Origin of the sequence: Clostridium massiliamazoniense (assembly GCF_001403635.1) — a bacterium.
In the GTDB taxonomy this organism is placed as follows: Bacteria; Bacillota; Clostridia; order Clostridiales; family Clostridiaceae; genus Sarcina; species Sarcina massiliamazoniense.
In genome coordinates this window covers 1,574,611-1,600,075 of the sequence record NZ_LN879468.1, presented here as the reverse complement: position 1 = coordinate 1,600,075, position 25,465 = coordinate 1,574,611, and the positions used below count along the sequence as shown (strand labels likewise).

General features: G+C 28.4%; 22 protein-coding genes and 1 riboswitch. Of the genes, 16 read left to right on the top strand and 6 right to left on the bottom strand.

The features are described from left to right. The first annotated feature begins 13 nt into the window (after positions 1-13). From iadA to ARA19_RS14400, 3 genes are all read left to right on the top strand, one after another. A complete protein-coding gene (gene iadA / locus ARA19_RS14410) occupies positions 14-1,186 on the top strand; it encodes a beta-aspartyl-peptidase (RefSeq protein WP_055071637.1) in 1,173 nt (390 codons plus the stop codon). Between the two features lie 112 nt (positions 1,187-1,298). Next, positions 1,299-1,613 carry a thioredoxin gene (trxA, locus tag ARA19_RS14405; protein WP_055071636.1) on the top strand — a complete coding sequence of 105 codons (315 nt, stop codon included), beginning with the start codon at positions 1,299-1,301 and terminating at the stop codon, positions 1,611-1,613. Positions 1,614-1,633: 20 nt separating this feature from the next. Next, on the top strand, positions 1,634-2,512 hold the full coding sequence (locus tag ARA19_RS14400) for an NAD(P)/FAD-dependent oxidoreductase (protein ID WP_055071635.1): 879 nt from the start codon (positions 1,634-1,636) through the stop codon (positions 2,510-2,512). A 49-nt stretch (positions 2,513-2,561) separates the two neighbouring features. On the opposite strand, the gene ARA19_RS14395 is transcribed toward ARA19_RS14400, so the two are convergent. After that, positions 2,562-3,170: a cell wall hydrolase gene (locus tag ARA19_RS14395; protein ID WP_055071634.1), complete on the bottom strand. Its 609-nt coding sequence runs from the start codon at positions 3,168-3,170 to the stop codon at positions 2,562-2,564. Positions 3,171-3,355: 185 nt separating this feature from the next. Further along, positions 3,356-4,315, bottom strand: a complete 960-nt coding sequence (locus ARA19_RS14390) for a hypothetical protein (RefSeq protein ID WP_055071633.1) — start codon at positions 4,313-4,315, stop codon at positions 3,356-3,358. 159 nt (positions 4,316-4,474) lie between these two features. Here ARA19_RS14390 and cdaA point away from each other — a divergent pair, with 159 nt between their 5' ends. From cdaA to ARA19_RS14360, 6 genes are all read left to right on the top strand, one after another. Then, a complete protein-coding gene (gene cdaA / locus ARA19_RS14385; protein WP_055071632.1) occupies positions 4,475-5,332 on the top strand; it encodes a diadenylate cyclase CdaA in 858 nt (285 codons plus the stop codon). Further along, entirely contained in the window at positions 5,299-6,711 is a 1,413-nt protein-coding gene (locus tag ARA19_RS14380; RefSeq protein WP_055071631.1) for a CdaR family protein, read from the top strand. The genes cdaA and ARA19_RS14380 overlap by 34 nt, the downstream gene beginning before the upstream one ends. A 112-nt stretch (positions 6,712-6,823) precedes the next feature. Then, positions 6,824-8,428, top strand: coding sequence for an NAD(P)/FAD-dependent oxidoreductase (locus tag ARA19_RS14375; RefSeq protein ID WP_055071630.1), 1,605 nt, complete (start codon positions 6,824-6,826; stop codon positions 8,426-8,428). Between the two features lie 147 nt (positions 8,429-8,575). Beyond that, on the top strand, positions 8,576-9,478 hold the full coding sequence (gene ptb, locus ARA19_RS14370; protein ID WP_055071629.1) for a phosphate butyryltransferase: 903 nt from the start codon (positions 8,576-8,578) through the stop codon (positions 9,476-9,478). A 41-nt stretch (positions 9,479-9,519) separates the two neighbouring features. Further along, positions 9,520-10,590, top strand: a complete 1,071-nt coding sequence (gene buk, locus ARA19_RS14365) for a butyrate kinase (protein WP_055071628.1) — start codon at positions 9,520-9,522, stop codon at positions 10,588-10,590. 276 nt (positions 10,591-10,866) lie between these two features. Beyond that, positions 10,867-12,600, top strand: a complete 1,734-nt coding sequence (locus ARA19_RS14360) for a ferredoxin hydrogenase (protein ID WP_055071627.1) — start codon at positions 10,867-10,869, stop codon at positions 12,598-12,600. A gap of 136 nt (positions 12,601-12,736) precedes the next feature. Here the strand turns inward: ARA19_RS14360 and ARA19_RS14355 are convergent, their stop codons facing one another. After that, complete coding sequence (locus tag ARA19_RS14355) at positions 12,737-13,681, bottom strand: DMT family transporter (RefSeq protein WP_055071626.1); 945 nt, start codon at positions 13,679-13,681, stop codon at positions 12,737-12,739. A gap of 243 nt (positions 13,682-13,924) precedes the next feature. Further along, positions 13,925-14,503: a helix-turn-helix domain-containing protein gene (locus ARA19_RS14350; RefSeq protein ID WP_055071625.1), complete on the bottom strand. Its 579-nt coding sequence runs from the start codon at positions 14,501-14,503 to the stop codon at positions 13,925-13,927. A 291-nt stretch (positions 14,504-14,794) separates the two neighbouring features. Here ARA19_RS14350 and ARA19_RS14345 point away from each other — a divergent pair, with 291 nt between their 5' ends. After that, positions 14,795-15,094: a YerC/YecD family TrpR-related protein gene (locus tag ARA19_RS14345; protein WP_055071624.1), complete on the top strand. Its 300-nt coding sequence runs from the start codon at positions 14,795-14,797 to the stop codon at positions 15,092-15,094. 83 nt (positions 15,095-15,177) lie between these two features. Here ARA19_RS14345 and ARA19_RS14340 read toward each other — a convergent pair whose 3' ends face one another. Continuing rightward, positions 15,178-16,458, bottom strand: a complete 1,281-nt coding sequence (locus ARA19_RS14340; RefSeq protein ID WP_055071623.1) for a DUF349 domain-containing protein — start codon at positions 16,456-16,458, stop codon at positions 15,178-15,180. Between the two features lie 497 nt (positions 16,459-16,955). On the opposite strand from ARA19_RS14340, the gene glmM reads away from it, so the two are divergent. Further along, a complete protein-coding gene (gene glmM / locus ARA19_RS14335) occupies positions 16,956-18,302 on the top strand; it encodes a phosphoglucosamine mutase (protein WP_055071622.1) in 1,347 nt (448 codons plus the stop codon). A 153-nt stretch (positions 18,303-18,455) separates the two neighbouring features. Beyond that, complete coding sequence (locus ARA19_RS14330; protein ID WP_055071621.1) at positions 18,456-19,073, top strand: NUDIX hydrolase N-terminal domain-containing protein; 618 nt, start codon at positions 18,456-18,458, stop codon at positions 19,071-19,073. A gap of 147 nt (positions 19,074-19,220) precedes the next feature. Here the strand turns inward: ARA19_RS14330 and ARA19_RS14325 are convergent, their stop codons facing one another. Further along, positions 19,221-19,739 carry a ferritin family protein gene (locus ARA19_RS14325; RefSeq protein WP_055071620.1) on the bottom strand — a complete coding sequence of 173 codons (519 nt, stop codon included), beginning with the start codon at positions 19,737-19,739 and terminating at the stop codon, positions 19,221-19,223. A 422-nt stretch (positions 19,740-20,161) separates the two neighbouring features. Between ARA19_RS14325 and glmS the strand changes: the two genes are divergently transcribed. The 4 genes from glmS to ARA19_RS14310 all read left to right on the top strand — a co-directional run bounded on the left by glmS (position 20,162) and on the right by ARA19_RS14310 (position 25,224). Continuing rightward, on the top strand, positions 20,162-21,988 hold the full coding sequence (gene glmS, locus ARA19_RS14320; protein WP_055071619.1) for a glutamine--fructose-6-phosphate transaminase (isomerizing): 1,827 nt from the start codon (positions 20,162-20,164) through the stop codon (positions 21,986-21,988). 30 nt (positions 21,989-22,018) lie between these two features. Beyond that, complete coding sequence (locus tag ARA19_RS17800) at positions 22,019-22,183, top strand: hypothetical protein (protein ID WP_197276602.1); 165 nt, start codon at positions 22,019-22,021, stop codon at positions 22,181-22,183. 279 nt (positions 22,184-22,462) lie between these two features. Beyond that, positions 22,463-24,610, top strand: coding sequence for a putative bifunctional diguanylate cyclase/phosphodiesterase (locus ARA19_RS14315; protein WP_055071618.1), 2,148 nt, complete (start codon positions 22,463-22,465; stop codon positions 24,608-24,610). A 56-nt stretch (positions 24,611-24,666) separates the two neighbouring features. After that, positions 24,667-25,224: a 5-formyltetrahydrofolate cyclo-ligase gene (locus ARA19_RS14310; RefSeq protein WP_055071617.1), complete on the top strand. Its 558-nt coding sequence runs from the start codon at positions 24,667-24,669 to the stop codon at positions 25,222-25,224. A 118-nt stretch (positions 25,225-25,342) separates the two neighbouring features. Then, a riboswitch (SAM riboswitch) is annotated at positions 25,343-25,456 on the top strand. The last annotated feature ends 9 nt before the right edge of the window (positions 25,457-25,465 follow it).

Below are 25,465 nucleotides of genomic sequence, written 5' to 3'. Positions count from 1 at the left end.
GATGTGATTACCTATGATAAAAGTTATAAAGTCAGCTAAAGTTTATTGTCCTGAATATGTTGGAATTAAGGATGTAGTCATAGTAGGAAATAAAATTGAAGGAATCTATGATGAAATTGAAGTTCCCCAAGACTTTATAAATATAGAAGTAATAGACGGGGAGGGAAAATTATTAGTACCAGGTTTTATAGATTCACATGTTCATATAACAGGTGGCGGTGGTGAAGGTGGATTTAATACAAGAACTCCAGAAATAAAGTTATCAGATTTAATTTATGGAGGTGTTACCACTGTAGTTGGAGTAACAGGAACAGATGGTGTAACTAGAAATATCGTTACATTACTACCAAGTGTCTATTCCTTAGAGGAACAAGGTGTAACTGCATATTGCTATACTGGTTCTTATGATGTACCACCTATAAAAACACTAACAAGTAGCGTAAAAGAAGATATAATGCTAGTTGAGAAAATAATAGGTCTTGGAGAAATAGCCATATGCGATCATAGAGGAAGTCAGCCAAGTTTTGAAAAGTTTTTATCAGTTGTAGCTGAAGCAAGAGTTGGTGGACTTTTATCAGGCAAAGCAGGAGTGGTTAACGTCCACTTAGGAGATGGAATAGGCAAATTCAATTATTTATTTAGACTCTCTGAAGAATCAGAAATTCCAATTGAACAAATATTACCTACACATGTTAATAGAACCTTATCTCTATTAAAAGAGGCTATTAAATATACAAGAATAGGTGGAAATATTGATTTAACTACATCTAGTAATATTGATTGTTTAGATGAAGATGAATATAGAGCTGGTCTTGCAATAAAGTACCTTTTAGATAATGGGGTATCTATAGAGCAAATAACTTTTTCTTCTGATGGAAATGGAAGTATGCCTGTATTTAACGATAAAAAGGAATTAATTGGATTGGAAATTTGTTCAGTAGGTACATTATTTAGGGAAATTAAATATGCTATAAGTATAGGAGTAGCTTTTGAAGATGCCATAAAGGTAGTAACTTCTAATGTTGCAAGAATACTTCACTTAAATGAAAAGGGAGAAATAGCACCAGGAAAAGATGCTGATTTACTTTTAATAGATGAAGAAAAACTAGAGATAGAATGGGTAGTGAGCAAAGGAAAAATTCTTATGGAATTTGGCAAACCTACAGTTAAAGGAAACTTTGAATAATTTTCGAAATACTATCTTATGTGGTAAGGTCACTTATGTTGACTGTTTTTAAATACTATAATATAATTATAAGAAAAGATACCCATGAGGGGTATATAGGAGGAGTAATTTTATGGTAAAGCATATAGAAGATAAAAATTTTGAACAAGAAGTTATAAATAACAATGGAGTAGTACTAGTAGATTTCTGGGCAACTTGGTGTGGACCATGTAAAATGATAGCTCCAGTTATAGAAGAATTAGCTGGTGAAATGACAAATGTTACATTTGCAAAAGTTGATGTTGACCAAAACCCAGGAACTGCAACTAAATATCAAATAGCAAGTATTCCAACATTAAAAATATTCAAAAATGGTGAAGTTGTAGATACATTAGTTGGTTTTAGACCTAAAGCTGAAATAAAAGCTATTTTAGAAAAACACCTTTAATAAAAAGGAGCAGAATTAAAGTGAGTGATAGATACGATATAGCTATTGTTGGAAGTGGTGCAGCTGGACTATCAGCAGCATTAAATGCAAAAATAAGAAACAAAAAATTTATTATATTTGGAAATAAAAATCTAAGTAATAAAATAGTTAGAGCACCTAAAATAAATAACTATCTTGGATTTTATGGTATGACAGGACCGGAAATAAAAGAAAAATTTCAAGAACACTTAGATTATATGGGAATAGAAATTACAGAGGAAAGAGTAAACAATATATATGCTATGGGAGATTACTTTGCTTTAATGGTTAATGATAAAACTTATGAAGCAAGTGCCTTAATATTAGCAACTGGAATGGAATATACTCAACCACTAAAAGGAGAAGAGGAATTCATAGGTAGAGGTGTTGGATACTGTGCAACATGTGATGCACCTTTATATAAAGAAAAAGTTGTTACTATAATAGGTTATAATAAAGAAGCTGAAGAAGAAGCTAATTTCGTAAGTGAACTAGCAAGTTTAGTTTATTACATTCCTATGTATAAAGGACCATTTGAGTTAAATGGAAATATTGAAGTAGTTGAAGATAAACCAGTTGAAATAAAAGGTGGAATGAAAGTAGACACTTTAGTACTAAAGGACGGAGAATTAAAAACTGATGGAATATTTGTCTTAAAGGATAGTATATCACCAGGTCAATTAGTTCCAGGACTAAAAATAACAGATGGTCATATTGAAGTTGATAGATTAATGCAAACTAATATAGAAGGATGTTTCGCAGCAGGAGATTGTGTTGGTAAACCATACCAATATATAAAAGCTGCTGGAGAAGGAAATATCGCTACATTAAGTGCAGCATCATATCTAGAAAAGCTAAAAGCAAAAAATAAAAATAAATAATAATCTATAGATTAGAAAAGGGACTGCATTTGCAGTCCCTTTAATTTTATTAAACTTTAAAAAATACATGTTGACCTATGCTTTTTACATTTTTTTTGGATACATTTTTCATCCAATTACAAGTTGCAATTTTAGGATTATAAAAATACAATGCTTGATTTGTTGGGTCTATTCCTCTTATAGCATCTTTAACAGCATTATAACTATCACTGTTGGGGACAACATTTATTTGACCATTAACAACACATGAAAATGCGTTTTTTTGTTTTACAACACCTTCAACTGTGTCTGGAAAACCTGGGGAAACAACTCTGTTTAAAACTACAGAGGCCACAGCAACTTTACCAGTGTAAGGTTCCCCTTTACTTTCTGCATGAACTATTTGAGCTAATAAATCTATATCACTTTGAGAAAGGGAAATAGATTTATCATTTGATTTGAAAACTTGAACAGTATCTTCATTTTCTAGATAAAGTTCTTTAGATTCATTATTAGAGCCATTTGCTACTAATAATGTAGTATTGATTTTATTTATATTCTTTTCATTGTTTACTCCTTTTAAATTAGTTGGTTTAGTTGTTAAGGTATTAAAAAATAAATTAGTGATAATTATTAAGCTGAAGGTTAAGAGAAAATTAAAAAAATATTTTTTCTTCATAGAAACCTCCTTTTGACTCTTTCCTAGAGTATTTTAACCAAAAAAAAACTTTTAATACCTAAATGAAAACAAACAGACATTAATATCAGATAAAGTAAAATCTAATTCAAGTAGAATATTAAAGTAATTATTTGTCTAAATTAAGTCTATATTTATGAGAAGGACTAATCTTTTTCAATAAAATATTACTTTATGCTATCATTATTTAATTCAGATTTAAACTCAGCAATAGATTTATTTAAGTTTTCATAGTTATTTTTAGATGTGTTAAATAAGCTAGGGTCTGAACTATTATTAAGTTCATGAAGAACATAATTTCTAAGTGAATTTATATAGGTATCATAATTACCAAAAACAGTTTTTAAAGAATTAAAAGAATTAATAAGATCAATAGGAACAGATAAGGCATAAAGTTCTGAGTTTAAAGTGTTAAAAGTAGTTATTTTTTTATTTATGTCATCTAATACTGTAGATAATGATCTATTTTCTTTTTTCATAGTATCAATTATTAAAAATAAGTCTTCATTTAGCAGAGAAAGTTGATTATATATATTATCAATTTGGGCTATATAAGTAGCACTTTGATTATTTGTAATATCCTTATCTCTATTAAGCTTTATAATTTCATTTATATAATTTAAAGAAGCATAAGATAATGCATTTGAATCTTTACCTAAAGAAACAGGTAGTTTAAGGTCATTGCATTGTTTAAATATTAAGTTAATATCATTTTTTAATTGTATAGCTTCTTTGTTTTTAGATGATAATATATCATTATTAGGTATTTCAAAGAGAGAAGCTAAATTACTATGAAGCTCAATGTTTTTCTTTAGCCCTTCTAATAATAAATCTTTATGTTTTGTATACTTATTAGATGGCTGAAAAGAAGTTAATGAATTTTCTATTTCTTTAAGTTCAGATACTGTTTTAGATAGTGTATTACCTAAGGATTTAGAAGATAATTTAGATTTTTCTATTGAAGTATTATTTATTTCACTTATACTATTACTAAAAGATATAAGAGTTTTAAAATCTTTACTTACTAAGTTTTGTCTTATAAGTACTATGAGAAGTAAAATTATTAATATAATAAAACTCATACTAAATTGATTAGAAAAGAAAGATTTAACTTTAGAATAATTCATATATACCTCCCCTATAATTAATTAGTTAATTTTAAAATTATCTTTAAATTATATGTGAGAATGTGGATTTACATTACAAAAACTTATGTTAAATAGATATTTTTTTATAATATCTTTTGATGTATAATTTAATAAGAGTAGCGTAAAGAGGTGAAAGAAATGCAAGGAATTGCCTGGTTAATATCAAGCACCCTAAAAGATATGCATATATCTTCTATAGTAGATATACTGGTGGTAGCTTATATTTTTTATAAGGGATATTCTCTAATAGAAAAAACAAGAACAGAACAACTGTTAAAGGGAATATTTTTAGTTCTTATATTAATCCCTATAAGTGCGGTATTACACTTAGAAATGTTATATTTTATTTTAACAAAAACATTAACTATTGGATTACTATCAATAGTAATTATATTCCAACCGGAAATTAGAAAGGCTTTAGAGCACATAGGGAGTAGTAGCTTTAATGATTTTCATAGGCAAGCAGATGATATAGCTCTAGAAAACTTAGTATCAGAAATAGTTGAAGCTGTAGGAAATATGGCAAAAACTAAGACAGGTGCTTTAATAGCCATTGAACAAAAAGTTGGTCTTGGAGACATTATAAAAACAGGGACAAAAATAGATGCAGTAGTAAGTGATTCTCTTGTAGAAAATATATTTGTTAAAAATACTCCACTTCATGATGGAGCTATGATAATAAGAAATGATAGAATAAGTTCAGCCGGATGTGTATTGCCGTTAACTGCTGAACAGAACATAAATAAACTCTTAGGAACTAGACATAGAGCAGCTTTAGGACTTTCGGAAGTTTCAGATGCCTTAGTAATAGTGGTTTCAGAAGAAACAGGTGCTATATCTTTAGCTGTTAAGGGAAGACTTACAAGAAATTATGATAAGGAAAAATTAAAGAATATTCTTTTAAGAATACTTAGAAATAGAAGAGATAAAAGTGAAATATCCCTTAAAGGAAAGGTGAAATCATGGTTAAGCAAGATAAGAAAAGAAAAATCTTAATACAAGCACTTTGCCTTTTACTTTCATTTGGATTATGGTGTTATGTAAATGCTGTTGAAAATCCTACTGGACAAAAAACTATCAAAAATGTTCCAGTAGAGATACTTAATACAGGAATCTTAGCAGAAGATGGTTTGGCTCTAGCACCTAATCAACATATTACTGTTAATTTAAATATACAAGGTTTAAATGAAAATATATATAATTCAAATGCAAGTGATTATAAAGTAATACTTACATTAGGAAATACTCAATTAGCTGCAGGTAGTAACTGGCTTACAGCTCAAGTAGAAAGTAGTCCTCAAGGAATAACTGTTACTAATCAGCAAATTAAAGTAAATTTACAGTTAGAACATTTAATAAAGAAAGAATTTACTGTTCAATCTAATTTAGATATAGGGACAGAACAAGGTGTTTATGTTAAAAATATAGCCTTTGATCCAAGTTCCGTAATGGTTGAGGGGGCATCTAGTGCAGTTAATTCTGTTGCTAAGGTTGTAGCTACAGAAAAAATTTATAATTTAAGTCAAAATCAAAATGTTAGTGCAAAATTAGTAGCATTAAATGCACAAGGGCAACAAGTAAAAGATGTTGATATATATCCAGGTACTACTAATGCAAAAATAAGTATTTCAAATGGAAAGGCTGTTCCTATAAATGTTGTAACAACAGGTACAGCACCAAGTGGAGTTAATATAGAATCTTTAATTCCAAATATAAAAAATGTAGAAGTAATAGGTGATGCTGATGTAATTAATAAGATTTCAAGTATTAACACAGAACCTATTAATTTATCTAATATAAGAGCAAATACTACTATTCCAGTAAAGCTAGTTATTCCAAATGGTATAACTATAGGGAATGAAGTTAATTCAGTTAATGTTGCTATTACTTTAGCTAATGTTAATATTAATAATGAGAATAACAAACCGAATAATAGTGCTAATGAGAGTAATAACGCAAATCAAGGAAATGAGAGCTCCAATAATCAGGAAGGAACTACTGGGAATCAAGTTGAAAAAACTTTTACAGTACCTATAAAAATGACAGGAGAGAAGGCCGGCTATAAATATACTCTAAGTAGCAATACAGTTTCCGTTGTTCTAAAGGGAAGCAAGAATGATATAAATAATGTAAATATATCAAGTTTAATTTCAACCATAGATGTATCTAATATAGAAAATACAGCTAATGTTAAATTAAATTTTAATGCAGAATCAGGATTATCTGTAGTTTCAGTAACACCAAACGAAGTTACTGTAACTGTTACTAAAGAAGAAAATAATACTAATTCGGGAAAATCAAGTAGCCCAGAAAAATCAATTAGTTCAGAAAAATCAGGGAGTTCAGTAAGTGAGCAAACACAAGTTTCAAATTAAATTCTTTATAAATGGCACAAAATATATGAAAATGATATAATAGAGATAATCTAAAAGAGGCTGATTTTTATTCAGCCTCTTTTTAATTAAAATTGATGCGGAGGAAGAGTTTATGACAATTAGGGTAAACAATATAAGTCTTGGTCTAGATGATGATATAAGTTTATTAAAGAAAAAACTAGCTAAAAAATTAAAGTTAAAAGAAAGTAAATTAGAAAAATATAAAATAATAAAAGAGTCTTTAGATGCTAGAAAGAAAAATAATATAAAGCTTAATTATGCAGTAGAAGTAAATTTAGAAAATGAAGAAGAACTTGTTGCAAAATTAAAAGATAATGATGTTAGAATAGATACTTCAAAATATGAGCCGGATTTTGAAATGGGAAGTGAAGAATTAAAGCATAGACCTATAGTAGTTGGAATGGGACCCGCTGGTTTATTTGCAGCACTTTTTTTAGCGAAAAAAGGTTATAAGCCTTTAGTTGTTGAAAGAGGAGAAGATGTTGATAGTAGAACTAAAAGGGTTGAAAAGTTTTGGAAGACTGGAGAACTTAATAGCAATTCTAATGTTCAGTTTGGAGAAGGTGGAGCAGGAACATTTTCAGATGGAAAGTTAACTACAAGAATAAAAGATAGAAGATGTGATTTTATATTAGAAGCCTTAGTTGAACATGGAGCTCCAAATGATATAACTTATAAAGGAAAGCCTCATGTAGGAACAGATATATTAAAAGATGTAGTAAAAAGTATAAGAGAAGAAATTAAAGCTTTAGGTGGTGAAGTAAGATTTAATTCATTATTATCAGGAATTAAGACAGAGAATGGTCGTCTAGTTGGAGCTATAGTAAATGGAGAAGAAATTCCTTGTGAAGAATTAATTCTTGCTATAGGACATAGTTCAAGAGATACTTATGAAATGTTACATAATGAAGGTGTTTTAATGATACCAAAAGCTTTTGCTATGGGAGTTAGAATAGAGCATTTACAAAGTCTTATAAATGAAAATCAATATGGAGAATGTAATAGACATCCAAAGCTTAATGCAGCTGAATACATGTTAACTTATCAAGCTAAAGAAAAAAATAGAGGTGTCTATTCATTTTGTATGTGTCCTGGAGGAGTTGTTGTTGGAGCTTCATCAGAAGAAGGAAGATTATGCGTAAATGGTATGAGCTATCATGCTAGGGATAAGGAAAATGCTAATGCTGCTATGGTTGTTACAGTATCACCAGAGGATTTTGGGTCAGAACATCCACTTGCAGGTATGTACTTCCAAAGACATTATGAAGAATTAGCTTATAAATTAGGTGGTGGGGATTATACAGTTCCTGTTCAATTAGTTGGTGATTTCTTAGAAGACAGAGTATCAACAAAACTTGGCAGAGTGACTCCATCAGTAGGTCCTAAATATGCATTTAGAGATTTAAGACAATGCCTACCAGACTTTGTGGTTGAATCATTAAAAGAGGGATTAAAAAACTTTGATAGAAAAATAAAAGGTTATGCAGCTGAAGATAGTGTAATGACAGGAATAGAAACAAGAACATCAGCTCCAGTAACATTAAAAAGAACTGAAAATCTAGAAAGTGAAACTTTAAAAGGATTATATCCAGCTGGAGAAGGGGCAGGATTTGCTGGTGGAATTATATCAGCAGCAGTAGATGGAATGAAAGTTGCAGAAAAAATAATGATGAAATATAAACCTTTTAATAGTTAATAAAAAGATTGAGAGAAAGTTATACTTTTTCTCAATTTTTTTATGTAGAATTTTTTCATAGATAGACAATAGATAGTTAAATTTGATAGAATATAATAAGGGTTTAATTTCTATAATTAGAAAAATATGAAAAATAAGAGGTGTCTTATGAGTAAGAATTTTAATGAATTATTTGAAAGATTAAAAACAGTAAGAAAAAAGAAAGTTTCTGTTGCAGTGGCACAGGATGAACCAGTTTTAATGGCACTTAAGGCTGCTATAGATAAAGGCATAGTTGATGCTATTTTAGTTGGACATAAGGAAGAAATAGAGGAAATTGCAAAAAACATAGATTTTGATTTAAGTAGAGTTAAAATCGTTAATAAAGTTGATAGTAAGAAAGCAGCACTAGAAGCTGTAAGATTAGTTTCTTCTGGAGAGGCTGATATGGTTATGAAGGGACTTGTTGATACTGCAACTTTTTTAAGAAGTGTACTTAATAAAGAAGTTGGACTTAGAACTGGAAAACTTATGTCACATGTAGCTGTTTTTGATATAGATGATTATGATAGATTATTATTTTTAACTGATGCAGCTTTTAATACTTATCCAGACCTAAAGGCAAAGGTACAAATGATTAATAATAGTGTTACAGTTGCGAATGCTTGTGGAGTAGATACGCCAAAAGTTGCAGCGGTATGTGCAGTTGAGGTAGTTAACGAAGATATGCAAGCAACTGTGGATGCAGCTATTCTAGCAAAGATGAATGATAGAGGTCAAATAAAAGGATGTATAGTAGATGGTCCATTTGCTTTAGATAATGCTATATCTGAAGAGGCTGCACATCATAAAGGAATTCATGGAGAAGTTGCAGGAAAGGCAGATATATTACTATTACCAAACATAGAAACTGCTAATGTTATGTATAAGACACTAACACTTTTATCTAAAACTAGAAATGGAGGATTACTAGTTGGTACATCAGCTCCTGTAATTCTTACATCAAGAGCAGATAGTTTTGAAGTTAAGGTTAATTCAATTGCTTTAGCAGCACTTGTTGCTGAAAGTTAATTTTATAAAAATTATTTTTAATTTTAAGGGGGAAATTGAGAATGGCACATAAATTATTAATTATAAATCCAGGTTCTACTTCAACTAAAATTTCTATTTTTGAAGATGAAAAGGAGCTTTTAACAGAAACTTTGAGACATGAAACAACAGAAATACAAAAATATAAAACTGTTTCAGATCAATTAGGATTCAGAAAGGAAATAATATTAAATATATTAAAAGAGAAAAACTTTGATATAAATTCTTTAAATGCTGTAGTAGGTAGAGGTGGAATGCTTAAGCCTATGGAAGGTGGTACTTATGAAGTTAATGATCTTATGATAGAAGATTTAGAGGTTGGAGTTCAAGGTGAACATGCCTCAAATTTAGGTGGAATATTAGCAAGTGATATAGCTAGTTCAGTAAATGTGAAGGCTTATATAGTAGATCCTGTTGTAGTTGATGAACTTGATAGTGTTGCAAGAATTTCTGGAGTACCTGAATTACCAAGAAAGAGTAAGTTTCATGCATTAAACCAGAAAGCTGTTGCTAAAAGATATGCTATGGAAAAGGGAAAAAAATATGAAGATGTAAATTTAATAGTAGTTCACATGGGCGGTGGTGTTTCTGTTGGAGCACACAAAGGTGGAAGAGTTGTTGATGTTAATAATGCCTTAGATGGAGAAGGACCATTTTCACCAGAAAGATCAGGTGGAGTACCTGTAGGGGATTTAATAAGATTATGTTATAGTGGCAAATATGAAGAAAAAGAAATATATTCAAAAATAGTTGGAAAAGGCGGATATGTTGCGTACTTAAATACTAATGATGCAAGAATAGTAGAAGGAAAGTATATTGAAGGGGTAAAAGAATATATAGATATTCAAGATGCTTTTGTTTATCAAGTTGCAAAGGCAATTGGAGAAAGAGCTGTTACTTTACAGGGAAAAGTAGATTCAATTATTCTAACTGGTGGTATAGCTTATGGAAAATTAATAGTAGATAAAATAAAAGAAATGACAGGATGGATAGCACCAATAACAGTATATCCAGGAGAAGATGAAATGCTAGCTTTAGCTCAAGGGACTTTACGAGTATTAAATAAAAAAGAAGAAGCTAAGGTTTATGCTTAATAGGAAATTTTTATTAAGGATTTAGTTAAAACCTTTATTTTGCCTAAATTAAATTTTGATTTGAATTTTAAATAATTTTATAATTAATATAATTACAAAGTTAATAAAAAATATTAATTTTTATGTAATATTTATAGTTGTTATTCAAAAAAAGTAGTAAAGTAGTAAATGTTTTACACAATTAATTAATTTCTAAAAAAATAATTAAAAGTATGTTAAAATAAAATAGAATTAGATTTTAATAACTGGGGATAAGTATATAGTTGGAGGGAAAACATGAGTAAAATTACAATTAATGATAAGATAATTGAATTCGAGGGAGTGCCATCTATTCTTAAATTAGCAAAAGAAAATGGCATAGAAATACCTACACTTTGTTTTTTGGAGGATTGTAACAACTTAGCTCAATGTGGAGTTTGTTTAGTTGAAATAGAGGGACAAGATAGACTTGCTAGATCCTGTGCAATTAAGGCTAAAGATGGAATGATAGTAAGAACTAATACTGAAAGAGTAACAAATGAAATAAAAGAATGTGTTTCAGCATTATTAGACAAGCATGAGTTTAAATGTGGACAATGTAATAGAAAAGAAAACTGTGAGTTTTTAAAGCTTGTAATAAAAACAAAAGCTAGAGCGCATAAACCTTTCTTACCACAAGATAAGAGTGAACTAATAGATGATAGAAGCGAATCTTTAATTATAGATAGATCAAAATGTGTTACATGTGGTAGATGTGTTGCAGCTTGTAGAACTAAAACAACAACACAATCTATAAAATTCTATAGAGATGAAAATGGAAATAGATATGTAGGACCTAAAGATGGACAAGTATTTGATGAAATTGGATGTATTTTATGTGGACAGTGTCTAGTAGCATGTCCAGTTAATGCTCTTCAAGAAAAATCACATGTTGAAAGAGTAGAAGAAGCGTTAAATGATCCTAATAAACATGTAATAGTAGCTATGGCACCATCAGTAAGAACTGCTATGGGTGAATTGTTTAATATGGGCTACGGAGTAGATACAACAGGAAAGTTATATACAGCTTTTAGAGAATTAGGTTTCGATAAAGTTTTTGATATAAACTTTGGAGCTGATATGACAATAATGGAAGAAACAACAGAGTTCCTTGAAAGAGTGAAGGCTGGTGGACCATTCCCTATGTTTACTTCATGTTGTCCAGGTTGGGTAAGACTTGCTGAAAATTATTATCCAGAAATTCTTAATAATTTATCATCTGCTAAGTCACCACAACAAGAATTTGGTGCTGCAAGTAAAACTTATTATCCACATATAACAGGATTAGATCCAAAATCAATATTTACTGTAACAATTATGCCATGTATAGCTAAGAAATATGAAATAGCTAGAGAAGGCATGGAGTTTAATGGATTAAGAGAAATAGATGCAGTTTTAACAACAAGAGAATTAGCAAGACTTATAAAGAAAAATAAAATAGATTTTGTAAATCTAGAAGATGGTGAAGTAGATCCAGCGATGGGAGAACATACTGGTGCTGGTGCTATATTTGGAGCAACTGGTGGAGTTATGGAAGCTGCATTAAGAACTGCTAAAGATTTTGTTGAAGGAAAAGACCTTGAAAATGTTGATTATACAGCAGTAAGAGGAATTGATGGAATAAAAGAAGCCACAGTTGAAATTGGTGGCGCAGAATATAAGGTTGCAGTAGTAAACGGGTCAGCAGCTTTATTTGAATTTATGAAGTCAGGAAAAATAAATGAGGGATATCATTTCATTGAGGTAATGGCTTGTAATGGAGGCTGTGTAAATGGTGGTGGACAACCACATGTTAAAGCAGATGATAGAGCTACTATGGATATAAGAAAAATAAGAGCTTCTGTTTTATATAATCAAGATGCTAAAGTTTTAGAGAAGAGAAAATCACATCAAAATAAAGCCTTATTAAAAATGTACGAAACATATATGGGTGAACCAGGTGGAAGTAAAGCTCATGAGCTTTTACACATCCATTATGGAAAAAAACATTAATTAATAAAAAAATAATATAAAAAGTAAACCACTTTTATTGAATATAATTCTCTAAAAGTGGTTTACTTTTTTAGTTTAAATTATTAAGTTTTGATATATAAGAAAGGGTAATTATATTCCTATAATACTTAATTCCTTAAACCTTTTTTTTATCTTTTACTAATGCATTTACAAATATTCCAATGGTAATTATAATAACTCCTACTAAAGATAAGCCTTTTGGATAAGAAGTATGTAGTAATATCATTGATCCTATTATAGTAAATATTATTATTGCTGACTGTGTTGATTCTACTGCTGCTAATAAAGATAAATTGTGTTTAGCTTTATCTGTAGCATAAAAGAATGTAATAGTAGCAATTACTCCAGAACATAGAGCTAATATTATAGCTTGTATAAATTGATTACTAGTAGGAATGCCTGATTGTGCATAACCATAGAAAGACAATATAATACATAAAGGCATACTTACTAAAGATACTCCAAATGATCTTTGGAAACTATCTACTTCGCCAGCACAAACATCCATTAACTTTCTATTTCCTAAAGGATATAAAAATGTTGATATAGCAACTGGAATAAATCCTAAAAGTAAGCTCTTAATACTAATACTACCAGCAGCGTTAATTTGCATTAATGCTACACCTAATAATATAAATAATGAAATTATCAATCTATTTACAGGAATCTTCCCTCTAACTTTCTTTTTACCATTTGGAGTATCTATAACAGTATAAAATAATGGTGAAAGAAGTAACCCTGCAACAATAGTTAATTGCCATGATGCAGCTACAAGCCATGCAGGTGCAAATAGTGAGGCAAAACTTAAGAAGAAGTAAAATCCTACTCCAGCTAAATTTCCCCATAAAAACCAAGCCCAAAAATGTTTTTTCATTGATGAAAATAAACTTTTAAAATTACTTTTTGCTAATACTACTAAAAATAAAAAAGGTAATGCTAACATAAATCTAAGTGCAGCTGTCCATGCCCAGCTAGTTCCATCTACCCCCATTAATTTAGTAACTAAAAAAGTGGCTGAAAAGAATAATGATGATATAAGTCCTATAAGTATTGCAGCCATATAAATTCCTCCTTTGTTTTTTATTTATTTAAATCCGATTTGTGTATATTAAAGTTTACCTTATGTATATTTAAGTTACCTTATGTATATTATAATATACTTAAAAGTTAAAAATGTAAAGTAAAATATCAAAAAATATAAAATTAATTCAACAACAACAGCCAAAGCATCTAAAAAAACTGTAAATTTAAAGAGGATGTATCTGTAATTTGATACATCCTCTTTATAGAACAAAGTATTTTATTAAATCATTTTATATATTACAGACATATGAATTACTGATTCATCGTCATTTAAATTTTTATATGAATGTTTTCTATCTGCCTTAAATTTTAAGGAATCATATTCTTTTAGGATAAATTCCTCATCTCCTATATTTATAGAGATTTCTCCTTTCATAACTGTTGCTATTTCTACAGTGCCTCTGTTGTGTTCCTCTGTGAACATTACTCCACCCTTAGACAAATAAGTTCTATAAAATTCTGTAGTGGTAGAAGAGTCTTCTCTAAAAATTAATTCTATTCTAAAAGATTTATCATCACTTTCTATTCCTACACTATCATTAGCTCTTGATAATTTAATATCTTCATTTACGTCAAATAATTGTGCAAAAGGTATTGATAAAGCTTCGCAAATTTTCCACATAATATTTATAGTTGGATTTGCTTCTCCTTTTTCTATTTTTGATAATGTTAATCTACTTACATTTATTTCATTTGAAAGTTCTTCTAAGCTTAACCCTTTTTCATGTCTTACTTTTCTTATAGATTTTCCTGCTTCGATAATAAAGTTTTTTGATGAAATGCTAGCTAAATTGTCCATATTTCTCACCTTTCTTTATTTATTTTATGTAAAAATACACATTAGTTCTCTAATTATATTATACATAATGTAAATTAAAATTATCAAACAAAATATTTATATTCAAAATGAAATACGATATCTATATTGTTGTGTAGTTATGTATCCAATTCTATTAAGTTAGAGATAGAAAAATTTAGGAGAATACCTTTTATACTATTCACTTTATTGTTAAAATACTTTATTATAATAAAGTAATGAAATATTAAAATGTTTAATTAAGAACTTTACTAGAGGTAGGTGTTTAAAATTATGGAACCTTATAATTCAAAGTTAAAAAGCAAGGAATTAGATTATTTTTTTGAAGGCATTTTAAAGTTACAAGATATAGAGGAATGTTATAGATTTTTTGAAGATGTTTCAACTATAGCAGAAATAAAATCTTTAGGACAAAGATTACAGGTTGCAAAAATGCTAAAAGAGAAACAAACATATATAGAAATTGCAGAAGTAACAGGGGCATCTACAGCAACTATAAGTAGAGTTAATAAGGCTCTTATTTATGGAAGTGATGGTTATAATATAGTTTTAGATAGATTAATGGAAAAGTAATATAAATTAAATATTATTTTTAAAGCATAATTATCTAAAAATTAAAGGGATGTATCTATAATTTGACACATCCCTTTGATTTTTTATTTTTCTTTAATTTCTTTTATTTGTTTATTAACTTCAAATAGTTCATCTTGGACAGTTTTTATTTTAGTTTTATTATTTGAAATTCTTGATTTTATATCTTCAATTATATTTTGGTAGTTTTCTATTATATCTTCAGCTTTTTCTCCAGGTCTTACATTAAATAATCTACCTTTGAAATCTTCAAGTCTTTCTTCATCTTTTTTAACGAAGCCTCTTAGCTTAGCTATGAACTCTTCCTTATTTTTAACTAATGAATTTAAGAATTCAAGTTGTTTTTCATTTCTTGAACTATTAACTTGATCGAAGTATTCTTGTCTTAAAGCATAGAATTTATCTCTAGCTTCTTTAAATTCATTTATTAAGCTTTCATTTACATCTTTACCACAGAAACCAACTTTAAAGAATTCATCACTTAGGGCTTTTACTTCTTTAGAAGCTTCTTTCCAGCTTTCATTAACATAAAGAGTTTTTAATTTCTCAATAAGTTCTTTTCTTTTTATAATGTTAACTTCATTAGAAGCTTTAACTTCATCAAAGAATTTTTGTCTTTCATTAAAGAATGCATTTTTAGCATTTGCATAAGCTTCTGATATTTCATCATTTTCTTCTTTACCAGAGAAACCTATTGATTTAAATTCATCGCAAAGTTCATTAAATTTTACAGTTGCTTCTTTCCAGTTTTCATTATTAACTAAAGCTTCAAGAGCCTTTATTATTTCTTTTTTCTTATTTCTTTTACTTTCAAATTCGCCTTCAAGTTCTTTGAAGATAGATTTTCTTTCTTCTCTTAATTTATTTCTAAGTTCATTAAATTTATCAAAGATAGTATCATTTTCTTCTTTACCAGCAAAACCTATATTAAAGAATTCTTTAGTTAAATCCTTTATGTGTTCATCAACTTCTTTATAGTTGTTATTTATATAAGAAGTTTCTTCAAGCTTGCTTAAGATTTCTTTTTTCTTATTAGCGTTCTCTTTGAAGTTTTCTTGTGATTTTTCAAAGAAGGCATTTCTTTTATCATAGAATAAGTGTTTTGCTTCACTTAGCTCTCTATTAATAATGCTAAGTTCTTCAGCATCAGAGCAATAGATTTCTTTAAACTCTTCACAAAGTTCATAGAATTTTTTATTGGCTTCTTTCCAATTGGTAGCTGTGTTAGCTAATTCTTTTATTTCTTCAACAATAGCTCTTCTTTTTTCAAGGTTTTCTTTTTCTTGAGCAAGAAGCATAGCTCCAAATTCACTATCTATGTAAATAGATTCGTCTGTCTTTTTCATGGTAAAAATCCCCTTTCGAATTACACTCTTAATTCTATTTTAAATGTCTATAAAATGTATGTCTACTATAAAGTTAAACTTTATTTTTATAAAGTAATGTTCAAATAGCTTATGACAATAACTTAGAATAAAATCAATCTATAGTATTTTTTACTTTCTTTTAAATTGTATGTTAATAAAATTTAAATATCATAAGAAATAAATAAAAATATATTTAAGGGTATTAACATCAAAAATTATGCAAAGTAATTGAAATTAGATAGAATTGACAAAGAATTATAGATGGTTTATATTTAAAATGCGAAAAATAAAAGCTTTATAGTATTTAACTTTAAAATTTTATATGGAAATAATTTTAAATTGAACATATATATATTTATGAAAAGTTAAAAAAAATTATGATTGAAAAAGTAGAATTTATTTAATAATTCACTTAAAAAAAACTAAGGTATAGAATATAAATAAGTAAAAATAAAATAAATCAAGAGGTGATTGATTTGGCAAGATTATTTGGAACAGATGGAGTAAGAGGTATCGCTAATACTGAATTAACAGCGAATTTAGCATATGATTTAGGAAGAGCAGGAGCATATGTTTTAACAGAAGGAACACATAAGCCTAAAATATTAGTAGCCAAAGATACTAGAATATCAGGTGATATGTTAGAAGCTGCATTAGTAGCTGGTATTTTATCTGTTGGAGCAGAGGCTGTAGTTTTAGGAGTAATACCAACTCCAGCTGTAGCACACTTAATAAGAGAATATGGTGCAGATGCAGGAGTAATGATATCTGCTTCACACAATCCAGTAGAATATAATGGAATAAAATTCTTTAATTCAAAAGGATACAAGTTAAAGGATAGTTTAGAAGATAAAATACAAGAAGTTATAGAAAGTGGTTTTGAAGGAGTTCCTTCACCAGTTGGAACAAAACTAGGAAGAGAAATTTTAGAAGAAAATGCTAGTGATGATTATGTTAAATTTGCAAAGGAAAGTGTAAATCATAACTTTGAAGGATTAAAAATAGCTTTAGATTGTGCAAATGGAGCTGCTTATAAAGTTGCAGAGAAAGCATTTAAAGAATTAGGAGCAGAGGTTTTAGTTATACACAATACTCCTGATGGAACAAATATAAATGAGAAATGTGGTTCAACTCATCCAGAAGATTTAATGAAGTTTGTTAAAGAAAATGGTTGTGATGCTGGATTTGCTTTTGATGGAGATTCAGACAGATGTTTAGCTGTAGATGAAAAAGGAAACTTAGTTAATGGAGACTTTTTATTAATGATAACAGCTAAATACTTAAAGGATAAAGGTCTTTTAAAAGATGATACATTAGTTGTAACAGTAATGAGTAACTTAGGATTAATGTTAGCTTGTGAAAGAGAAGGAATAAAAGTAGTAACAACAAAAGTTGGAGATAGATATGTTCTAGAAGAAATGGTAAAAGAGAACTATACATTAGGTGGAGAACAATCAGGTCATATAATACTTTTAAATAGAAATAGTACAGGTGATGGAGTAGTAACAGCACTTCAAGTAGCAGAAATCTTAAAGGACACAGGAAAATCATTAAATGAATTATCAAAAGTAATGCAAGAGTTACCACAGGTATTAGTAAATGCTAAAGTTCCAAATGATAAAAAAGATATTCATGAAAAAGATGAAGAAATTATAGCCGAAATCAAAAAGATAGAAGCAGCTCTTCAAGGAAAAGGAAGAGTATTAATAAGACCTTCAGGTACAGAACCTTTAGTAAGAGTAATGCTAGAAGGTGAAAATCAAGCAGAAATAGATAAAATGGCACATGATTTAGCTAATATGATAATTGAAAAAGTAAAATAATATTTTAATTTGAGAGGATGTATCGAATTGTAGGTACATCCTCTCTGCCTTTTATCTAGCTATATAGGTTCACCATTTGTGACTACTCACCTATTCTTTTTTGTGGAATTTCGTAGGTTTAGTGTTATTATTAATATATGGAGGTGAAGAACCATGGAAGATAAATGGCTTACATGGGCAACTAGACTTCAATCAATTGCCCAAGCTGGACTTGAGTATTCTAAAGATAAGTATGATATTGAAAGATTTGATGAAATAAGAAATATATCAGCTGAAATAATTTCAGAATATACAGATTTAAGTATGAGTAAAGTGAAGGATTTATTTTGCAATGAGAAAGGCTATCAAACTCCAAAAGTAGATGTTAGAGCTGCTATTTTTAAAGATGAAAAGATTCTTTTAGTAAAGGAAAGTTTAGATGGAACTTGGTCTCTTCCTGGGGGATGGGCTGACATTGGTTTATCTGTAAAAGAAAATGTTATAAAGGAATCTTTTGAAGAAGCTGGGGTAAAGGTAGAACCAGAAAGAATAATAGCAATACAAGATAGAAATAAAAACAATAAGCCTATAAGTCCATATAGTATATATAAAATATTTGTATTATGTAAACTTATAGAGGGAGAATTTAAAGAAAATATAGAAACAGAAGAAAGTGGATATTTCAAATTAGAAGAACTGCCGAAGCTTTCAGAGGGAAGAAATAATAAAGAACAAATAGAGCTATGTTTTAAGGCGAAAAATAATTCTAATCAAGAAGCTTATTTTGACTAAAATAGAAAATAATTATTATTTAAAATATTTATAAAGAATTAAGTTTAAGGAGAAACTCTATAGAAACTTAGATTATTCTAAGATTCTATAGAGTTGAATTAAGTTTTAGTTTGTGTCAGTGATTAAGTGTTTAGTCTAGATACAGTATTAATTAGTGTTAAGAGGGCCATAACAATCTTTATCTAAAAATAGTAAGATTCTAGTTAGCTCCTCTACATGCTCAATTTCATCATTTATAATTTCCCTAAGCATAGCTTTAAGTACTGGATCGGTTAATTTTTGAAAAACATCTTCATAAGAAATAATAGCTTCTAATTCACCTTTAATGTCAAATCGAATAGCATTCAAAAGAGTAGAGCAATTTTTACCTTTTTCTGTTGTATACTTAAGAGGTTTACTCTTTATAGAAGGTTGTTCATTAACTTCTTCAGCTTTTTCAGCTTGTGCTTTATCAACTTTTCTAAGGGCATTTAAAAGCATACCATAGTGTTTTTTTTCTTCCTCAAGAATATGATGTAAAATTTTATTGACTTCATCTAAATTACATAAATGTATATGTTCGCTGTAGTCATTAATAGCAACTAGTTCACCAATCATTGTTTCTCTCAAAAAATTACCTACAGAAAAGGCTGTTCCTTGAGGTTGTCTATTCGTTGTATAAGACATAAAAACTCCTTAAAACATAAACTTTATATTTATAATATTCAAGAAATACAATCAATGATACAAGGAAAAAAGAAGAACTTGTCTATACAACTAGATGTTTAGATATTAATACAGAGAAAAACGGAGAAAACAGAAGAAAAATAAAAATAATTCTTTTAAATAGGAAATTTTGAACAAAAAACTTGCAAAGAGAATATAATATGGTATAGAATAGATTCAGAAGTTGATAAAAACTTCATTAAAAGCGCCAGAACTCAGAGAGAAGAGTTGACGAGGATAGGGAGTATCGAAATTATTCGGCGGATGCCCTACGGTATAAACACTATCGTAAGAAATTGATTAAAGCTAAAAAGTGATTTTTAGTACAAAGTTGATTTTGTGTTTAACAAAAGAGTACAAAGAAGAGGAAGGAAAATAAATTTATGTGCGGAATAGTTGGATATTTAGGAAAAGAACAAGCAAGTAATGTGCTTATTAATGGATTATCAAAACTTGAATATAGAGGATACGACTCAGCAGGAGTTGCTATTTTAGAAAATGGTGAAATCAAGGTTGATAAGCGTAAAGGTAGATTAAAAAATCTAGAAGAGAACTTAGAGAAGAGTCCTATTTTAGGTAATATAGGAATAGGACATACTAGATGGGCAACACATGGTGAGCCATCAGACAGAAACTCACACCCTCATAGCAATGGAGATCAAAGTATAAGTGTAGTTCACAACGGAATTATCGAGAACTACCTAGAGTTAAGAGAGTGGTTAGTATCAGAAGGATATAGCTTTAAGTCTGAAACAGATACAGAAGTAATACCAAACTTAGTTGATTACTACTATGATGGAGATTTATTAGATGCTGTAATAAAAGCAACTAAAAAATTAGAAGGAGCTTATGCAATTGGAGTTATTTGCAAAAATGAGCCAGATAAATTAGTAGCAGTAAGAAAAGATAGTCCATTAATAGTTGGATTAGGAAAAGAAGAATACTTTATAGCTTCAGATATTCCTGCTGTTTTAAACTATACAAGAGATGTTTATCTTTTAGAAGATAATGAATTTGTAGTTATGACAAAGGACGGAATAAAAGTATTAACTGAAGATAAAAAAGAAATAAATAAAGAAGTTTATAATGTAACTTGGGATGCAGAAGCAGCAGAAAAATCAGGTTATGAAGACTTTATGTTAAAGGAAATAAATGAGCAACCAAAAGCTATTAGAGACACAATGGCTGGAAGAATAGTTCTAGGAAAGAATGTTAACTTAGATAAAATAGAGTTAACTAAAGAGCAATTAGAAAATGTTGATAGAATATATATAATTGCTTGTGGAACTGCTTATCATGCAGGTTTAATAGGTAAACATGCTATAGAGAAGTTATGTAGAATTCCAGTAGAAGTAGAAGTTGCTTCAGAATTTAGATATAGAAATCCAATAATAACAGATAGAACATTACTAATGGTTGTTAGTCAATCTGGAGAAACAGCAGATACTTTAGCAGTTTTAAGAGACGGTAAGAAAAAAGGAGCTAGAGTACTTGCAGTAACAAACGTTGTAGGAAGTTCAATATCAAGAGAAGCAGATGATGTTCTTTACACATTAGCAGGTCCAGAAATAGCAGTTGCATCTACTAAGGCATATGTAACACAATTAATTGCAATGTATATAATTGCTTTATACTTTGCAGAGTTAAAAGGAAATTTAGCTAGTGATGAAATAGAAAAAGTAAAAGAAGAAATGCTTAAATTACCTGAAAAGGTTGAAGAAGTATTAAAGAATGAAGAAAAAATAAAGTCATTTGCAAAAGAAGTAGCTAAAGAAAAGGATATGTATTTCTTAGGTAGAGGACTTGATTATGCAGTAGCTTTAGAAGGATCATTAAAATTAAAAGAAATATCATATATTCACTCAGATGCATATGCAGCTGGAGAATTAAAACATGGTCCTATAGCATTAATAGAAAAGGGAATAAAAGTTGTTGCATTAATGACTCAAGAAAGTTTACTAGATAAAATGGTAAGTAATGTACAAGAAGTAGTTACAAGAGGTGGTTCAATCTTAGGAGTAGGAACAAAGAGTGAAGGACTACACGAAACTATGATGGAAAGTATGATATATATTCCTGAAACAATGGAAATATTAACACCAGTATTATCAGTAATACCATTACAATTATTATCTTATTATGTAGCTAAGGAAAAAGGTTGTGATGTAGATAAACCAAGAAACTTAGCTAAGTCAGTAACTGTTGAATAATTTTTAAATTAATAATAGGGGTTGAATACAATGAGAGAAGAATTATTAGTAAAACTATTAGAAGAATATAAAGAGACAGAAAGATGTCTAGAAATGGGTATGGAATGGCTTAAAGATAAGGATTATGCCACAGGGAAACTAGATTTAATTAAAGTAATAATAAAGGATTTAGAGAGATTAGAAGCTATAGAATAATTAAATAAAATTATTTAGAGAACTCTATATAGATTTGTGTATAACATTTCTATATAGAGTTTTAATATTTATATGATAATAAGTATTATAGCTTTTAGCTGTGAAATAAGATTTAAAATAGTATATACAATCATTGTATTTTGAATGGATAAAAATTAAATTTAAATAGATAATAAAATGTTAATAAAGTGAAAAAAAATTAAGAGAAGTAAAAGTATAATGAAAAATATGGTATTATGTAAAATATAGGTAAATATTATTGGTATAGAGGGTAGAGAGATGAGGTTAGATGTGAAAAGAAAGCTAATTCTTATAGGGGCATCTTTTGTTATTACTTTGGGAGGTATATATTACTTTATAAACCATGGGTATATTGATTATAAATTAAATAAGACTATTAAAGAGAAGAATTCGAAGTTAGAATCAGAAATAATAAAAGAAATAAAATTAAGCTTAGAAGAATTAAGTAAAGATGATTCTATTAAAAAAAATAATGGGGAGAATTACTCTGTTTATGAAATTGATGAAGGAAATGTAAAAAAAGTTCAAGGAAAATTAGTTGTTGATAAAAATACTATATTCAATATAGTTAAAGAAGAAAAGGATATGGGAATAATAATTAGGGAGGGAAAATTATTATTCTTAAAAAAATATAATAATTTAATTTGTTTAGAAGAAATAAATTTAATAAGTAATAAAGAGAATATAAGTTATGATTATTTATCTTCTGATTTACAATATTTAGAGTCATATAATGAAATTAGTGTAGATTCTGAGATTTTAGATATTAAACTCTTAGAGAAAAAAAGTAATAATTTAGATAAAGTTTTATTAATAGAGGATTTCCTTAATAAAAATAATTATATAACTTTAAGAGTAAGTCATGGAGCTATAAGTAGTAGCATAGTTAAAAATATAGTAATGAGTATATTATTTATTTATGGTGTTGTAAGTTTAATTTTCCTTATTTTAATTTTTAAAATAATAAATAAAGAATTTTTTCATAAAATTCAGTGTTTAGAAAATAGAATAAAAGGACTTTTAGGAGAACCTTATAAGCCAAGGGAAATTATAAAAGAATTAAACACAGATAGTATTGATTATATTGAGAATAACATTAATAATATAATAAGCTCTGTACATGAATATAAGGAAATAGTAGATTATTATTCTAAATATGATAGTTTAACATCTCTTATAAATAGGGAGACCTTTATAAAAGAAGGAGATGTAGAGATAAAAAATGAGAAGGCTTTAGCTTTAATTTATATAAATTTAGATGGATTTTCTTATTATAATAATAATTTTGGTTATGTAAAAGGTGATGAAATTTTAAGAGAAGTATCGAGAGTAATCTTAAAATATAGTGGAAATAATATGGTTGCAAGAATTGGTGGAGATGAGTTTGCAATTTTAATTAAGGATGAAAAGATATTTAGTGATTTACAAAATTACATTGAAGGATTAATAGAAGGAATAAATGAAATTAAAGTACATGATAAGGGAAGTTTTATATCAGCTAGTATAGGAATAGCTATAAAGAGTAAAAAAGATAAAAATACAACAGAGTTAATAAACAATGCTTATTTAGCTATGGTCAGTGTTAAGGAAAAAAGGAAAAATGGTTATGAAATTTTCACAGTTTCTCATAAAAAAGAGATAACTATAGATATGATACAAAAAGCATTATACAACGGAGATATTCAAGTACATTATCAACCAAAGGTCAATGTGAAAACTAATGAGATTGATGGAGCAGAGGCTTTAGTTAGATGGTTTGACAAAGAAAAGGGTTACATATCTCCAATGGAATTTATAAAGGTAGCAGAAGATACTGGTTTTATAATAACTTTTGGTGAGTGGATATTTAGAAAAGCTGTTCGAGATATAAAGAAAATGAACGATGAATTAGGTAAAGAAATATCAGTAGCTATAAATGTATCTCCAATTCAATTTATGCAAAAAAACTTTGTAGACAAAATAAAGAAAATATTAGCAGAAGAAGAAATGGACTTTAAAAATGTTGAAATAGAATTAACTGAAAGTATAGGAATTTTTAATTCAACATATGTTGTTAATGTTTTTGAACAATTGAATCAATTAGGTATATCTGTTGCCATAGATGATTTTGGAACAGGATATAGTAGTATAAAGTACTTAAAAGAATTTAAAATAAATACTATAAAAATAGATAAAACTTTTGTTCAAGGTGGAGATAAAAATATAAGCATAATAAAATATATAATAGATGTTTCTAAAATTTTAGGATTTTCAGTTGTGGCAGAAGGAATTGAAGAATATAGACAAGCAAGAATATTAAAGAATTTACGTTGTGATTATATGCAAGGATATTTTTTTTACAAACCTATGGCTATTCAAAAGTTATATGAAGTAGTAAAAAATGATGAAACTATAAAAATAAATTAAAAAATAATATATACTTTTTTAGGAGGTGAGTAAGGGGAAGGTACCCTATAAATATTATGAGTAAAAAAGAGTTAAGAAGTATAATCATGGATAAAAGGCAATATGTTGAGATAGGTAATAAAAAAATATGGGATGAAAATATAAAAAAGAACCTTTTAAATAGTGAAGAGTATAAAAAAGCAGACACTGTATTTATATATGTGAGCATGAGTGATGAAGTAAATACTATAGATATAATAGAAACTATGCTTAAAGAAGGAAAGCGAGTAGCTGTTCCTAAGGTAATAACAGGATTAAAAGCAATGGAGGCTTTGGAAATAAAGGGCTTTTCTGATTTAAGTGAAAGTGGTGCTTTTGGCATATTAGAACCAACTATGGATGCAAAGAATATAAGTAATGAAATAGACTTGTCTATAGTACCTGGTCTTGCCTTTGATTGCAAAAAAAGAAGACTTGGATATGGCGGAGGATTTTATGATAAATTTTTTGCTAAATATGATAAGTCAATAAAAATTGCATTATGCTATGAGTATCAAATTTTAGATGAAATAGAAGTAGAAAATTTTGATAAGGAAATGGATATTTTAATAACAGAAAAAAGAATAATAAAATAATATAGTAAGCAAAGAGAAGAGTATGAAATAAAGATGCTTTTCTCTTTTTTAATTATTAGTAATAAATGGTTGAACATTTTGAAGTTTTAGCATATAATAGTATTAAGTTAATAAAGGTCTTTTATCAAGAAAGGTGGAGGGACTGGCCCTATGAAACCTAGCAACAGCTGATATCATAAATCAGAATTGTGCTAAATCCTGCGAAGGAGTTTATTCCTTTGATAGATAAAAGAGATTGTTT

Excerpts from the sequence above, each read along its gene's own strand:
- ARA19_RS14330 (WP_055071621.1), top strand. The coding sequence starts at position 18,456 with ATGGAAGATAAATGGCTTACATGGGCAACTAGACTTCAATCAATTGCC.
- glmS (WP_055071619.1), top strand. The coding sequence starts at position 20,162 with ATGTGCGGAATAGTTGGATATTTAGGAAAAGAACAAGCAAGTAATGTG.
- ARA19_RS14380 (WP_055071631.1), top strand. The coding sequence starts at position 5,299 with ATGGTTAAGCAAGATAAGAAAAGAAAAATCTTAATACAAGCACTTTGC.
- ARA19_RS14375 (WP_055071630.1), top strand. The coding sequence starts at position 6,824 with ATGACAATTAGGGTAAACAATATAAGTCTTGGTCTAGATGATGATATA.
- ARA19_RS14315 (WP_055071618.1), top strand. The coding sequence starts at position 22,463 with ATGAGGTTAGATGTGAAAAGAAAGCTAATTCTTATAGGGGCATCTTTT.
- buk (WP_055071628.1), top strand. The coding sequence starts at position 9,520 with ATGGCACATAAATTATTAATTATAAATCCAGGTTCTACTTCAACTAAA.
- ARA19_RS14390 (WP_055071633.1), bottom strand. The coding sequence starts at position 4,315 with ATGAATTATTCTAAAGTTAAATCTTTCTTTTCTAATCAATTTAGTATG.
- ARA19_RS14395 (WP_055071634.1), bottom strand. The coding sequence starts at position 3,170 with ATGAAGAAAAAATATTTTTTTAATTTTCTCTTAACCTTCAGCTTAATA.
- ARA19_RS14310 (WP_055071617.1), top strand. The coding sequence starts at position 24,667 with ATGAGTAAAAAAGAGTTAAGAAGTATAATCATGGATAAAAGGCAATAT.
- ptb (WP_055071629.1), top strand. The coding sequence starts at position 8,576 with ATGAGTAAGAATTTTAATGAATTATTTGAAAGATTAAAAACAGTAAGA.
- ARA19_RS14345 (WP_055071624.1), top strand. The coding sequence starts at position 14,795 with ATGGAACCTTATAATTCAAAGTTAAAAAGCAAGGAATTAGATTATTTT.
- ARA19_RS17800 (WP_197276602.1), top strand. The coding sequence starts at position 22,019 with ATGAGAGAAGAATTATTAGTAAAACTATTAGAAGAATATAAAGAGACA.
- trxA (WP_055071636.1), top strand. The coding sequence starts at position 1,299 with ATGGTAAAGCATATAGAAGATAAAAATTTTGAACAAGAAGTTATAAAT.
- ARA19_RS14355 (WP_055071626.1), bottom strand. The coding sequence starts at position 13,681 with ATGGCTGCAATACTTATAGGACTTATATCATCATTATTCTTTTCAGCC.
- iadA (WP_055071637.1), top strand. The coding sequence starts at position 14 with ATGATAAAAGTTATAAAGTCAGCTAAAGTTTATTGTCCTGAATATGTT.
- cdaA (WP_055071632.1), top strand. The coding sequence starts at position 4,475 with ATGCAAGGAATTGCCTGGTTAATATCAAGCACCCTAAAAGATATGCAT.
- ARA19_RS14325 (WP_055071620.1), bottom strand. The coding sequence starts at position 19,739 with ATGTCTTATACAACGAATAGACAACCTCAAGGAACAGCCTTTTCTGTA.
- ARA19_RS14350 (WP_055071625.1), bottom strand. The coding sequence starts at position 14,503 with ATGGACAATTTAGCTAGCATTTCATCAAAAAACTTTATTATCGAAGCA.
- ARA19_RS14340 (WP_055071623.1), bottom strand. The coding sequence starts at position 16,458 with ATGAAAAAGACAGACGAATCTATTTACATAGATAGTGAATTTGGAGCT.
- ARA19_RS14360 (WP_055071627.1), top strand. The coding sequence starts at position 10,867 with ATGAGTAAAATTACAATTAATGATAAGATAATTGAATTCGAGGGAGTG.